At 60.1% G+C, this 13,230-nt stretch carries 14 protein-coding genes; 9 read left to right on the top strand and 5 right to left on the bottom strand.

Going from position 1 to position 13,230, the window contains the following annotated elements:
• Positions 1 to 114: 114 nt before the first annotated feature.
• The 4 genes from PMI37_RS19280 to PMI37_RS19265 all read right to left on the bottom strand — a co-directional run bounded on the left by PMI37_RS19280 (position 115) and on the right by PMI37_RS19265 (position 2,818).
• Positions 115 to 873: a hypothetical protein gene (locus PMI37_RS19280; RefSeq protein WP_008083929.1), complete on the bottom strand. Its 759-nt coding sequence runs from the start codon at positions 871 to 873 to the stop codon at positions 115 to 117.
• Positions 866 to 1,147, bottom strand: a complete 282-nt coding sequence (locus PMI37_RS19275; protein ID WP_008083927.1) for a DUF1145 domain-containing protein — start codon at positions 1,145 to 1,147, stop codon at positions 866 to 868. The genes PMI37_RS19280 and PMI37_RS19275 overlap by 8 nt, the downstream gene beginning before the upstream one ends.
• 163 nt (positions 1,148 to 1,310) lie before the next feature.
• Positions 1,311 to 2,033, bottom strand: a complete 723-nt coding sequence (locus tag PMI37_RS19270; RefSeq protein ID WP_008083925.1) for an OmpA family protein — start codon at positions 2,031 to 2,033, stop codon at positions 1,311 to 1,313.
• Between the two features lie 89 nt (positions 2,034 to 2,122).
• Complete coding sequence (locus tag PMI37_RS19265; RefSeq protein WP_008083923.1) at positions 2,123 to 2,818, bottom strand: OmpA family protein; 696 nt, start codon at positions 2,816 to 2,818, stop codon at positions 2,123 to 2,125.
• Between the two features lie 199 nt (positions 2,819 to 3,017).
• Between PMI37_RS19265 and PMI37_RS19260 the strand changes: the two genes are divergently transcribed.
• The 4 genes from PMI37_RS19260 to PMI37_RS19245 all read left to right on the top strand — a co-directional run bounded on the left by PMI37_RS19260 (position 3,018) and on the right by PMI37_RS19245 (position 4,816).
• Positions 3,018 to 3,515: a DUF6231 family protein gene (locus PMI37_RS19260; protein ID WP_008083921.1), complete on the top strand. Its 498-nt coding sequence runs from the start codon at positions 3,018 to 3,020 to the stop codon at positions 3,513 to 3,515.
• Positions 3,516 to 3,519: 4 nt separating this feature from the next.
• Positions 3,520 to 3,996 carry a YchJ family protein gene (locus PMI37_RS19255; RefSeq protein ID WP_045123197.1) on the top strand — a complete coding sequence of 159 codons (477 nt, stop codon included), beginning with the start codon at positions 3,520 to 3,522 and terminating at the stop codon, positions 3,994 to 3,996.
• Between the two features lie 119 nt (positions 3,997 to 4,115).
• Positions 4,116 to 4,610 (top strand): LEA type 2 family protein, encoded by a 495-nt coding sequence (locus tag PMI37_RS19250; protein ID WP_008083916.1) that lies wholly within the window; start codon positions 4,116 to 4,118, stop codon positions 4,608 to 4,610.
• Entirely contained in the window at positions 4,607 to 4,816 is a 210-nt protein-coding gene (locus PMI37_RS19245; protein ID WP_008083915.1) for an SEC-C metal-binding domain-containing protein, read from the top strand. Before PMI37_RS19250 ends, PMI37_RS19245 begins: the two co-directional genes overlap by 4 nt.
• Before the next feature lie 216 nt (positions 4,817 to 5,032).
• On the opposite strand, the gene PMI37_RS19240 is transcribed toward PMI37_RS19245, so the two are convergent.
• Positions 5,033 to 5,590, bottom strand: a complete 558-nt coding sequence (locus PMI37_RS19240) for a cysteine hydrolase family protein (protein ID WP_008083910.1) — start codon at positions 5,588 to 5,590, stop codon at positions 5,033 to 5,035.
• A gap of 146 nt (positions 5,591 to 5,736) precedes the next feature.
• Here PMI37_RS19240 and PMI37_RS19235 point away from each other — a divergent pair, with 146 nt between their 5' ends.
• The 5 genes from PMI37_RS19235 to PMI37_RS19215 all read left to right on the top strand — a co-directional run bounded on the left by PMI37_RS19235 (position 5,737) and on the right by PMI37_RS19215 (position 13,193).
• Positions 5,737 to 6,381, top strand: coding sequence for a glutathione binding-like protein (locus PMI37_RS19235; RefSeq protein WP_008083908.1), 645 nt, complete (start codon positions 5,737 to 5,739; stop codon positions 6,379 to 6,381).
• Between the two features lie 286 nt (positions 6,382 to 6,667).
• Positions 6,668 to 9,118 carry a penicillin acylase family protein gene (locus PMI37_RS19230; RefSeq protein ID WP_008083906.1) on the top strand — a complete coding sequence of 817 codons (2,451 nt, stop codon included), beginning with the start codon at positions 6,668 to 6,670 and terminating at the stop codon, positions 9,116 to 9,118.
• 163 nt (positions 9,119 to 9,281) lie between these two features.
• The gene (locus PMI37_RS19225; RefSeq protein WP_008083904.1) at positions 9,282 to 10,316 is read left to right on the top strand and encodes a ligase-associated DNA damage response exonuclease; all 1,035 of its coding nucleotides are present in this window, start codon (positions 9,282 to 9,284) and stop codon (positions 10,314 to 10,316) included.
• Complete coding sequence (locus tag PMI37_RS19220; RefSeq protein ID WP_008083903.1) at positions 10,313 to 12,001, top strand: ATP-dependent DNA ligase; 1,689 nt, start codon at positions 10,313 to 10,315, stop codon at positions 11,999 to 12,001. The genes PMI37_RS19225 and PMI37_RS19220 overlap by 4 nt, the downstream gene beginning before the upstream one ends.
• A 409-nt stretch (positions 12,002 to 12,410) precedes the next feature.
• The gene (locus tag PMI37_RS19215; protein ID WP_008083900.1) at positions 12,411 to 13,193 is read left to right on the top strand and encodes a transporter substrate-binding domain-containing protein; all 783 of its coding nucleotides are present in this window, start codon (positions 12,411 to 12,413) and stop codon (positions 13,191 to 13,193) included.
• Positions 13,194 to 13,230: the final 37 nt, after the last annotated feature.

The following is a 13,230-nucleotide window of genomic DNA, read 5'->3' as shown; positions in this document are numbered from 1 at the left end:
TGATCGTTCCAACGCTCTGCGTGGGAATGCCGCAAGGGACGCTCCGCGTCCAGTGACGCGGAGCGTCACGGGCTGTGTTCCCACGCAGAGCGTGGGAACAATCAGTAAAAGAGCTTACAAGCGCTGCACCGTCACCGCACCCGCCGCCCCCACCGGCCCAGGCTGACCATCCGCTCCGGCCTTGCCATTCTTGCCGCCATCGGCGCGATACACCAGGCAGCCCTTGGACTTGCCACCCTTCCCTGCCTTACCGCCAACACCGGCCGGGCCACCGGCACCGCCAGCCACGTTGACCTTGATCAAATCGGCCGGAAACTCGCGTGGCACTTCCAGCCGCACTAGCGCACCCGGTGCACCGGGCTGACCGTCGCTGCCGTTACTGCCATCAAAACCATGACCAGCCGAGCCATAGGTGCAGCCCGGATCTTCACCATTGCCGCCATCCAGACCGACAAAACCCGGTGCACCGGTGCCGCCACGGGCATCAACCGACAGCTGCGGCGCGTTCAATGCCTTGAATTGCAGATTCAGATTACGCCCGGCACGCGCAGCTTTTTCATAGGTGCCCGGTGCGCCGCGCGCGGTAATTTTGCTGCCTTCGCTCAGCTCGGCGCGCGCGACCTTCAGGTCCAGCGCCTGTTCACCCGGAACGATCGCAATGCGCGCTTCATGACCAAGGCGCAGTTCACCGACGCTCAACTCGGTCACGTTGGCAGGAATCAACAGCGTGCCGTAATCGGCGACTTCCAGTTTTTCAAGCTGCAAGGTGCTGGCGGTGTTGGGCAAACGCATCAGCGAATTGGTTTCGACACTGACCACCTGGGCGCAGGCCAAAGGACTGATGAATGCAGCGAGCAGGCAAAGTTTACGCATGGGAAGAAGCCTCCGGAGCGGCCGGGGCCGGGATGGTTTGCAGGTGGAATACGCCGAACAACAGAATGCGGCCACGGTCACGCCAAGGGTGCGGACGGCCTTTGAGGCTGCGATTGCACAGCAGCACTTCGAGTACATGGACCAGCAACAGCAGACCACCGGCCAGATTGACCAGCAGGTGCAGCGGATGTACGAACGGCACCAGTTGATTGGCCAGCACCACGCAGCAGAACAGCAGGGTCAACACACGCCCCAGCCCCCAGAACAGTTTCATACGCTCCCCCGTGTTGCGAATTATTCTTTGGGCGCACAGTAACGGCTTCTGCGGGGGATAAGCCAGAGGGGAAAATGAAAAAACTTCGTTGCACCGCCAAATGGCTGCCGGAACGACGATGATCGTCGCCCGGCAGCTCTAGCCTGCGCCCTTCAGACGCGTCCTAACGATTGATGTGCAACTCCACGCGACGGTTTTGCGCGCGTCCCTCGTCGGTGGCGTTGTCGGCCACCGGTTCGCTTTCCCCGCGACCTTCACTGGTGAGTTTGTTCGGTGCCAGGCCCTGGCTCAGCAGATACGCCGCAACACTGCTCGCGCGCCGTTCCGACAAGGCCTGGTTATACGCATCCGAGCCTTTGCTGTCGGTATGCCCGATGACCTTGATGCTCACCACGTCAGCATTGCGCAGCTTGTCCATCAGCGTATCGAGCTGGGCTTTCGCCGCCGGAGTCAGGTCGGACTTGTCGAAATCGAACAGCACGTTGCCGGCATCGCTGAGGGTAATCACCTCAGTCTGCGGCGCTGGTTCTGGTACTTTTTCGGTGACTGGATATTGCGGCAGCGGGCAACCGCGGTGATCGACCGGGGTATTTTGCGGAGTGTCCGGGCAACGGTCGCGGCGGTCGAATACGCCGTCGTCATCCTCATCGCCGTCCTGGGCATAACAGATCAGTCCGCCGGTCAGAATCCCCAGCGCTGCGCCGCCACCGGCCCAGCCGGCACTTTCAATGGCGCCGAGACCGCCACCGACGAGCCCGCCGATAAGGCTGCAGATCGGCCACGTACGTTGATTGAGGGGGGCAGTGCCATCGCTGTGGGTGGCGCAACCGGTGAGCAAGCTGCCTAGCAGTAGTACCGGCAAGACGGACCTTGAGAAAACACTCATTGTGAAAGCTCCTGTGTCACCGGCCCATACCGGTTACACAGGAGTAAAGACCCGCATCCGCGACTGCACAAGCCGCGGATGCGAGAGGTCTAGCGGACGATTTTGATTTCGGTACGACGGTTTTGCGCGCGACCATCAGCCGATTTGTTATCGGCCACAGGCTGGCTTTCACCCAGACCGGACACCGACACGAAGCTGGCCCGCGGTACGCCCTGCTGGATCAGGTACTCAACCACCGAGTGCGCACGACGATCCGACAGTTTCTTGTTGTAGGCATCGCTGCCGACACTGTCGGTGTGACCGGTCACGGTCAGTTGCGCGGTAGAGGATTCCTGTTTCAGGCGCGTGGCGACCTTGTCGAGCACTTGTTTGTCAGGACCGGTCAGCGTGGCTTTGTCGAACTGGAAGTGCACATCACGAATGACGATGGTTTCTTCCTTGACCACTACAGCTTCTTCAACCACTGGCGCAGGGGCAGGTGGAGGGCAGCCGTCAGCATCGACTTGCACACCTTTCGGCGTGCCCGGGCACTTGTCGCGACTGTCCGGCACACCATCGCCGTCTTCGTCGCCATCACCGTGCACCCAGCAATAGGCTGCCGCAGTACCACCGACGATCAGCGCGCCGTAACCCGCCCACGCCGAACTTTCCGTCGCGCCGAGACCGGCACCGACGACACCGCCGACCGCCGCACAGGTCGGCCAGTCGGTTTTCTGCAAACCTGCACAACCAGTCAACACACTGGTTAGCAGAACCAAGGGTAATGCTGTCCGAACTATGCTCATCTAGTTTTCTCCTGAGGGATCGGCTTAGAACCGATTCAGGGAGTAAAGACCGGAGTTTTAATCTCCGCCAGCAATAGGCCACTGCTGTTTGCGACCGTGTTCACAGGACTTTGGCGCTTTTGCCGAAAACCCGCGAGACAGGGCGCTAGGCTCCGGAGATGGAGCGCGCTAGTCTTGGCGATCTGATTGAGGAGCTTCGATGAACGTCGCCATTTCTTCGCGCACGCCACAGCAGGCGTTGGCTGCTTTACTGGATCGTTATGCCCCGGCACGCTTGCTGTTGATCGGCGCCAGCGAGTTTCCGGCGTTGAGTGCTTTTAAAGAGGCACATCCGGACACCGTCGTCGCCCATGCTGCGCCGGGTGCCTTACCTGCCGAGCTGGCGGCTCAGCGGTTCGACCTGGCGCTGGTGGTCGATTGCCTGGAACATCTGCCCAAGCGCGATGGCCTGAACCTGTTGGGCGGGATTCGCAATTTGAACGCCAGCCGCATCGCCGTGCTGGCGGATCTGGCAGCCTGTGGCTGGCAGGAAACCGACTTTTATTCGCTGGCCCTACAAGCCAGTGAGCGCTTCCAGCGCGACGATCAAGTGTTGACGCTGTTCACCTACGATCTGCTTGAATACAAACAAGTCCCCGACTGGCTCAACTCACGGTTCTGGGCCAATCCGGAAAACTTCGGCAAATACTGGTGGTAATGCAATGAGTACAGCCATTTGCCCGTGCGGCAGCGGCAATCTGCTGGAAGCCTGCTGCGGCCATTATCACGCAGGCCTCCCGGCCCCGTGCGCCGAGGCCCTGATGCGTTCGCGCTACAGCGCCTATGTGCTGGGGCTGATCGACTATCTGGTGGCGACCACCCTGCCCGCCCAGCAAGCGGGCCTGGATCGCCAGTCGATCAGCAACTGGAGCGCGCAGAGCACCTGGCTGGGCCTTGAGGTGGAGCACTCGGAGGTCTTCGGCGGCCAGCCGGAACACGCCTTTGTCACCTTTACGGCGCGCTGGCATGACAGTCAGGGCGAGCATAGCCATCGCGAGCGTTCCTCGTTTGTGCAGAACACCGGACGCTGGTACTTCATCGACCCGACGGTGCAGATGAAGCTGGGGCGCAATGACAGCTGCCCGTGCGCGAGTGGGCAGAAGTTCAAGAAGTGCTGCGCAGGGTATTTCGGCGCTTGAGGTTGAAGATCAAAAGATCGCAGCCTGCGGCAGCTCCTACATGGAATGCGTTTCTCTGTAGGAGCTGCCGAAGGCTGCGATCTTTTAGCGTCTAGACTGGCACCAAAGGGAGTTAAACCATGCTCGGTCGTCGGCGCACCTGCCAATGCTTCATTCTGATGCTGATCCTGAACCTCGGCGGCTGTGCCTCGTGGTTCAGCGACGACAGCGTCGACCCCGCCGTGCATCTGGTGAAAGTCGAAGTGGTGCGCGCCAAACTGCTCGAACAGAAATTCATCCTGCACTTTCGCATCGACAACACCAACGACAGCGACCTGACCGTGCGCGGCCTCGAATACCGCATTCATCTGGCCGACATGCTGCTGGCCGAGGGCGAGCATGAACACTGGTTCACGGTGGGACCCAAACGCAGTGCCTATTTCAAAGTACCGATCCGCACCAACCTGTGGCCGAAGGTAAAAGACGTGGTGAAAATGCTGAAAAGTCCGACCCAGCAGATTCCCTATCGCTTGCAGGGTGAAATGGAAACCGGTTTATTCATCGCTCATTACGTGCACCTTGAGCGCAATGGCGTGATAATCCCCGCCGATTTTATTCCGGAGCAACACCGATGACCCAGCAACCTCATGTCCATGGCCCTGACTGCAACCACGATCATGATCATGACCATCACCACGATCATGACCACGGCCACGTCCACGGCCCGAACTGCGGCCACGCTCACCAGGAACCGGTGCGCAACGCCCTGAAAGACGTCGGCCGCAACGACCCTTGCCCATGCGGCAACGGCAAGAAATTCAAAAAGTGCCACGGCGCTTGATGCTCAAGGCGAAGACCTTCTTCGCCTGACCTGACGCCTTCGCGAGCAGGCTCGCTGCCACCGTTGATCTGCACTGAACACATTTTTGTGGACATCCGCAGGCCCTGTGGGAGCTGGCTTGCCAGCGATGAGGCCGGCACATTCAACATTGATGTCGCCTGTTACTCCGCCATCGCTGCGATGCGGCGTTCCGACAAGCCAGCTCCCACAGGTTTATCAGTCGGCTGCCAAAATCAGGGCAGCACTGACCACCGTCGCATACTCCCCGTGCAAATTCCCCAGCGACATCGCGTGCACCTCTTCAGCCGTGCGCAGCGTGCCGAAATAATCGGCCTTGTCGAAGGTAAAACACGCATCCTCAGCCACAAACGTATCGAACCCCAAATTGCCTGCGGTACGTGCCGTTGACTCAACCGAGTTATGGGTCGCCACGCCCACGATGATCAGTTGCCCGACCCCCGCCCCACGCAACTGCGCCTCCAAGCCGCTGACACAAAACGCATCCGGCACCTGTTTCTGAATCAGCCATTCGCCGTCCTGCGGCAAAAATCGCTGCTGAAACTCAACGCCGTCCTGCCTGGGCCAAAACACCGAATCCGGCTCGCGCGACAGGTGCTGCACATGAATCACCGGCCTTGAGCTACGCCGCCAAAACCCCAGCAGATCAAGAATCCGTTCCTCAGCCAGAGGATTATTGCGCGGCCCCAGACGCGGCTGCTGGATGCCTTTTTGCTGGTCAATGATGATCAGTGCTGCGTTGGCCTGAAGCTCCATGGCGATTTTTCTCACGCGGGGTCATTGAATTCTGCGCAGTTCAGCATCACCTCTTGCTACTAAGCAAGCTATCGAACGCACACGGGACGACCTGACGCCGGCGTTTGCTGTTCGCACGCACGTCCATTTCAGCTTTGGAGTTTTCCATGATCGACCTGTATTACTGGACCACCCCCAACGGCCACAAGATCTCGCTGTTCCTCGAAGAGGCCGGCCTGCCGTACAACGTGCACCCGATCAACATCAGCCAGGGTGAGCAGTTCCAGCCGCACTTTCTGAAGATCGCCCCGAACAACCGCATCCCGGCCATCGTCGACCATGAACCGGCCGATGGCGGTGAGCCGTTGTCGTTGTTCGAATCCGGGGCGATTCTTTTGTATCTGGCGGAGAAGACCGGGAAGTTTCTGCCCAAGGATCTGCGCGGTCGGCAAACGGCGTTGCAGTGGCTGTTCTGGCAGATGGGCGGATTGGGGCCGATGGCCGGGCAAAATCATCACTTCAGCCAGTTCGCCCCGGAGAAAATCCCTTACGCGATCAAGCGCTACATCGACGAGACCGCACGTTTATACGGCGTATTGAACAAGCAACTGGCCGATAACGAATTTGTGGCGGGCCGCGAATACAGCATTGCCGACATGGCGATTTACCCGTGGATCGTCTCGCACAAATGGCAGAGCCAGAATCTGGAAGACTTCCCGCATGTGCAGCGCTGGTTCAACCACATCAAGGATCGCCCGGCGACGGTGAAGGCGTATGCGCTGGTGCAGAAAATCAATCCGCCGAAATCCTGATTGATGTCAGGGAAGACCTTTGTGGCGAGGGGATTTATCTCCGTTGGGCTGCGCAGCAGCCCCAAAAACTGCAATCACGGTGTGCCAGACTTATCCTGGTTGCAGGAATCAGGGCCGCTTCGCAGCCCAACGGGGATAAATCCCCTCGCCACAGGTGTTGTGTTGTCCTCAGGTGAACGGTTTATCAGACAAAACCTGAAATAACCCCCGCCCCCGCTTGCGCGGCATCCTCCTGCTCACTAACGTAGCGCCTTTACTGACGCTACCCCCCCGCAGGAGCTTTGCCATGGCCTCGCCAGCCCTCACACATTTTCTTCCCCGGTTCGGCGTTGCCGCAGCAGTGGCCGGTGTTTTGGGCCTGTCCGGTTGCCAGACCTGGAACGCTCAGGACACCCTCCCGCCGACCTCCGGCGTGCAACCGCTCAAGGGCCTGGCGCAGAACGTGTCGGTGCGACGCAATGCCATGGGCATGCCGTTGATCGAAAGTAATACCTTCCACGACGCGCTGTTCAGCCTCGGCTACGTCCACGCCAGCGATCGCATCAACCAGATGGTTACCTTGCGCCTGCTGGCTCAGGGCCGTCTGGCGGAAATGTCCGGTGCGTCGATGCTCGATGCTGACCGCTACATGCGCGCGGTCAACCTGAAGAAAAGCGCCGGCGAGCTGTATAAAGCCTCATCGCCACGCCTCAAGCGCTTCTTCGAAGTCTATGCGCGGGGCGTCAATGCCTACCTGTTCCGCTACGCCGACAAACTGCCGGGTGACCTCGCCTCCAGCGGCTACAAGCCCGAATACTGGAAACCCGAAGACTCGGCGCTGATTTTTGCCCTGCTGAATTTCAGCCAGTCGGCCAACCTGCCGGAAGAAATTTCCGCGCTGGTGCTCGCGCAAACCGTGACCACCGACAAACTCGCCTGGCTGACGCCGTCCGCTCCCGATGAAAACCTGCCGCTGGCCGAAGCCGACAAGCTGCAAGGCCTCAAGCTCAACGGGCAGATCCCCGGTCTGACTGAACTGAGCAGCGCCAGCCAGCAACTGTCGGCGCTGAACCTGTTGGGCACGACCTCTTCCAACAACTGGGCGATCGCCCCGCAACGCAGCCGCAGCGGCAAGAGCATTCTGGCCAGCGATGCCCACGGGCCGCTGGCTGCGCCTTCGCTGTGGAGCTTCGTGCAGATCCGCGCACCGAAATATCAGGCGGCGGGTGTGACCGTTGCCGGTTTGCCGCTGGTACTGGGTGGTTTCAACGGCAAAGTGGCGTGGAGCATGACCAGCGTGCTCGGCGACAACCAGGACCTGTTTCTGGAAAAAATCCGTCGTCAGGGCAGCAGCCTGGCCTATGAGGTCAACGGCAAATGGCAGCCGCTGGGCGTGCGCAACGAAACCTACTTCGTCAAAGGCCAGCGACCGGTTCGCGAAGCGGTGTACGAAACCCGTCACGGTGCGCTGCTCAATAGCGCCCAGGCTGCCGCGCAAGGCAATGGTTTCGGCGTAGCGTTGCAGACGCCGAGCTTCACCGACGACAAGTCGCTGGACGCCTTTTTTGATCTGACCCGTGCACAAACCGTTGAACGTGCATCAGACGCCAGCCGTGAAATCCGCGCCATCGCGCTGAATCTGGTGTTCGCCGACGCGAGCAACATTGGCTGGCAAGTCACCGGCCGCTACCCCAATCGCCGTGAAGGCGAAGGCCTGCTGCCCTCGCCGGGCTGGGAAGGTCGCTACGACTGGGACGGTTACGCCGACCCGATGCTGCACCCCTACGATCAGGACCCGGCGCAAGGCTGGCTCGGCACCGCCAACCAGCGCGTGATTCCTCACGGTTACGGCATGCAGCTGTCCAATTCCTGGGCCGCACCGGAGCGTGGCGAACGCCTGGCTGAACTGGCCGGCAGCGGCAAGCATGACAGCCGCAGCGTGATCGCCATGCAGTACGACCAGACCACCACGTTTGCTGCCAAGCTGAAGAAAGTCTTCGAAGCTCCGGGCATGAAGCAACCGCTGAAACAGGCGATAGATGCCCTGCCGGAAGCGGATCGCAGCAAGGCGCGCGAGGCTTTCACGCGGTTGATGGCGTTCGACGGCAAGCTCAGCCCGACCTCGGCGGACGCGGCGATTTATGAGCTGTTCCTGCAGGAAAGCATGAAGCAGATCTTCCTCGACGAACTGGGTCCGGAATCGAGCCCGGCGTGGAAAGCGTTTATCGCCAACGGTGATTTGTCCTACGCGGCACAGGCCGATCACCTGCTGGGGCGCGAAGACAGCCCGTTCTGGGACGACATTCGCACGCCGCAGAAAGAAGACAAAGCGCTGATTCTCGCCCGCAGTCTGGCCGCCGCGATCAGCGCGGGCGACAGTCAACTGGGCGGCGATCACAAGGCTTGGCAGTGGGGCAAATTGCACAGCTATACCTGGAAAAACAGCAATGGCCAGAACGTGCGTGGCTCACTGGCGGCGGGTGGCGATCACACCACGTTGAACACTTCGGCGTTCGCCTGGGGCCAGGATTTCACCACCAGCCGTGCACCTTCGATGCGTTTCATCGTCGACTTCGGTCAGGCTGAACCGCTGATGGGCCAGAACGGTACAGGGCAATCGGGGAATCCGGTCAGCCCGAATTACCTCAACGGGATTGATGCGTGGTTGAAGGGGCAATACATCGGTTTGCCGATGCAGCCGCAGAACTTTGACCGGGTGTATGGCAAAACTCGTTTGACTCTTACCCCGGGCAAGTAACGGCAAGATCAAAAGATCGCAGCCTTCGGCAGCTCCTACATTGATCGGTGTAGGAGCTGCCGCAGGCTGCGATCTTTTGCTTTTTACCCCCGCGAAAAAGTCGATAGAACTTCCAGCCCAGCGCCAGCCTCATAGCTAACAAGCCCCCCATTCTGGTAACGACATGGACCTTGTTATCGCGCGTCCCGAAGGTCTTTATTGCCCTGCGGGTGATTTCTACATCGACCCCTGGCGCCCCGTCGAGCGCTCGGTGATCACCCATGCCCACGGCGATCATGCCCGCACGGGCAATCAGCATTACCTTTCCAGCAGCGCCAGCGAAGGGATTTTGCGCGCGCGTCTGGGCCAGGACATCAATCTGCAAACCCTCGCTTACGGCCAACGCCTCACCCACCATGGCGTCACCCTGAGTTTTCACCCCGCCGGCCACGTGCTCGGCTCCGCACAGGTGCGTCTCGAATACGGCGGTGAAGTCTGGGTCGCGTCCGGTGATTACAAGGTCGAGCCGGATGGCACCTGTGCGCCCTTCGAACCGGTGCGCTGCCACACCTTCATCACTGAATCGACCTTCGGCCTGCCGATCTATCGCTGGCAGCCGCAGGCGCAAATCTTCGCCGAGATCAATCAGTGGTGGGCAGCCAACATCGCCGCCGGCAAGGCCAGCGTGCTGTTCTGCTATTCGTTCGGCAAGGCCCAGCGGATTCTCCACGGCATCGACGAAAGCCTCGGGCCGATTCTCAGCCATGGTGCGGTCGAGCCGCTGAACCGCGTGTACCGCGAAGCAGGCGTGTATCTGCCGCCGACGATTTACGCCGGTGACGTCAGCAAAAATGATCCGCTCATGCGTCAGGCTTTGGTCATCGCCCCACCCTCGGCCGGCGGCAGTAGCTGGATGCGCCGCTTTGGCGACTTCAGCGATGCCTTCGCCAGTGGCTGGATGCGCTTGCGCGGCACCCGCCGGCGGCGCGGCGTCGATCGCGGTTTCGTGCTCTCCGATCACGCCGACTGGCCCGGCCTGTTATGGGCGATCAACCAGACCGGCGCCGAACGGGTGATGGTCACGCACGGCTCGATCGGCGTGCTGGTGCGCCATCTGCGCGAGCAAGGCCTCGATGCCCAAGGCTTCAACACTGAATACGGCGATGACGAGGAAGACAACATCGCCGCCGAACCCACTGTCGCCGAGACGCCAACATGAAAGCCTTCGCCGAGTTGTACGCCGAGCTCGACGCCACCACTTCAAGCAACGCCAAACTGGCAGCGATGCAAGCTTACTTCGCCCAGGCGGCGCCGCAGGACGCGGCGTGGGCGGTGTACTTTTTGTCCGGTGGACGGCCTCGGCAATTGGTGCCGGTGCGCATTCTGCGCGAGATTGCCGTGGACATGTCCGGCCTCGAACCTTGGCTGTTCGAAGAGAGTTATCAGTCAGTCGGCGATCTGGCGGAAACCATTTCGCTGGTGCTTCCGGAAAACTTGCACAGCTCCGACGCCGGCCTCGCCGAATGGATTGAAGACAAACTGCTGCCATTGCGCGGTGAAACCCCGGAGTTCCTCTCGCGCCAGTTGCCTGATCTGTGGACACAACTGGATCGGTCGAGCCTGATGCTGTGCATCAAACTGATCACCGGCAGCTTTCGTGTCGGCGTGTCGAAATTGCTCGTCACCCGCGCGCTGGCGTCGATGGCCGGCCTGGACAGCAAACGCGTGGCACAGCGGCTGGTGGGTTACACCGATCTGTCGAACCGCCCGAACGCCGCCAGCTACCTGAAACTGATCGCCCCTGAATCCGCTGACGAACACGCCCAGCGCGGCGGTCAGCCCTACCCGTTTTTCCTCGCCCACGCGTTGTCGCAACCGGTTGAAGAGTTTGAAGCGCTGATCGGCCCGGCGAGTAATTGGCAGATTGAATGGAAATGGGATGGCATCCGCGCGCAAGTGGTCAAGCGCGACGGCAAATTGTGGGTATGGTCACGCGGCGAGGAACTGGTCACCGAGCGTTTTCCCGAGCTGGATGTGCTGGTGCACGGCTTGCCGGATGGCACGGTGATCGACGGCGAAATCGTTGTGTGGAAAAGCACTCACCCCACCACCGAAGATGCCTTCGATCCGCAATCGACAGAGCCGCCAGCGGTGCAGCCGTTCGCCCTGCTGCAACAGCGCATCGGCCGCAAAACCCTCGACAAGAAAATCCTCGAAGAGGTGCCGGTGGTGGTGCTCGCCTACGATTTGCTGGAATGGCAGGGCGAGGACTGGCGCAATCAGCCACAGGCCAAACGCCGAGCACAATTGGAAGAGGTCATCGCGCGCTGTAACAGTCCGGTGTTACTGCCCTCGCCCGTGCTGACCGGCAACGACTGGTTCGACCTTGCCCGCCAGCGCGAGGCCTCCCGGCGTTTGGGCGTCGAAGGGATGATGCTCAAAGCGCGGGATTCGCTGTACGGCGTTGGCCGTACCAAGGACATGGGCGTCTGGTGGAAGTGGAAGGTTGATCCGTTCAGCGTCGATGCGGTGTTGATTTACGCGCAACGCGGGCATGGTCGGCGCGCCAGTTTGTACAGCGATTACACCTTTGCCGTGTGGGATGGGCCGCCAGAGTCGAGCCAGCGGGCGCTGGTGCCGTTTGCCAAGGCGTATTCGGGACTGACGGATGCGGAGATGCGTCAGGTCGACAGCATCGTGCGCAAGACCACGGTGGAGAAATTTGGGCCGGTGAGTAGCGTGAAACCGAGTCTGGTGTTTGAGCTGGGGTTTGAAGGCATCGCCCTGTCGCGGCGGCACAAGAGCGGAATTGCCGTGCGTTTTCCGAGGATGTTGCGCTGGCGCCAGGATAAAACCGTGGATGAAGCGGACAGCCTCGCCACCCTGCAAGACCTGCTGGCCTGACCTTCTTTCTCAGGCGATAAATAACCCCTGTGGCGAGGGGATTTATCCCCGTTCGGGTGCGAAGCAGTCGTAAAACCTGAGTATGCGGTTCTCCAGTAGAAATGCTGGGGGCCGCTTCGCAGCCCAACGGGGCGGTGCGACGTTTCGCTAAATCCCCTCGCCACAGATGAATCACTGCACCACAGGGAAATCACATCCCGCAAAACCTGGGGTTTGATCCGAAAGGGTGCAACGAAATCGCAATGCCCATTTCCGGGCATTCCATCCCCCTCGCCGCCCCCCGCCCAACCTTTTAAAACACTTGTTCGGGACTATGGTTCGGAAATTGCTACTTTCTATAGGTCGTACGCGTTCCAGTAACAATAATTCTGCGCCACAAGCGCTCATATTGGTTCTTAGGGATTGAATAATGAAAAAAGCATTGCTGACCCTTTCTGCACTGGCGTTGTGCATGGCCGCTGGCTCCGCGCTGGCCAAGGAATACAAAGAGCTGCGCTTTGGCGTTGACCCTTCGTATGCACCGTTTGAGTCGAAAGCGGCCGACGGCAGCCTGGTGGGCTTCGACATCGACCTGGGCAACGCGATTTGCGCCGAACTGAAGGTCAAGTGCAAGTGGGTCGAAAGTGACTTCGACGGCATGATTCCGGGCCTCAAAGCCAATAAGTTCGACGGTGTGATCTCGTCGATGACCGTGACCCCGGCCCGCGAGAAAGTCATCGACTTCTCCAGCGAGCTGTTCTCCGGCCCGACCGCTTACGTGTCGAAAAAAGGTTCGGGGATCACCGCAGACGTTGCGTCGCTGAAGGGTAAAACCGTTGGCTACGAGCAAGGCACCATTCAAGAAGCCTACGCCAAAGCCGTGCTGGACAAGGCCGGGGTGAAAACCCAGGCCTATCAGAACCAGGATCAGGTGTATTCCGACCTGACGTCCGGCCGTCTCGACGCCGGTATCCAGGACATGCTGCAAGCCGAACTGGGCTTCTTGAAGTCGCCACAGGGCGCCGACTATGACGTCAGCAAGCCAGTCGACAACGAATTGCTGCCGGCCAAGACCGCTGTCGGTATTAAGAAAGGTAACACTGAGCTGAAGGCGCTTTTAGATAAAGGTATCAAAGCGTTACACGATGACGGCAAATACGCCGAGATTCAAAAGAAACACTTTGGCGATCTGAATCTGTACAGCGGCAAATAATGCCTCGGCGCCCATCTTCGATGGGCGCCTTTTCCAT

Origin of the sequence: Pseudomonas sp. GM80 (assembly GCF_000282515.1) — a bacterium.
Lineage (GTDB): Bacteria > Pseudomonadota > Gammaproteobacteria > Pseudomonadales > Pseudomonadaceae > Aquipseudomonas.
This window is presented reverse-complemented; position numbering and strand designations above follow the sequence as displayed.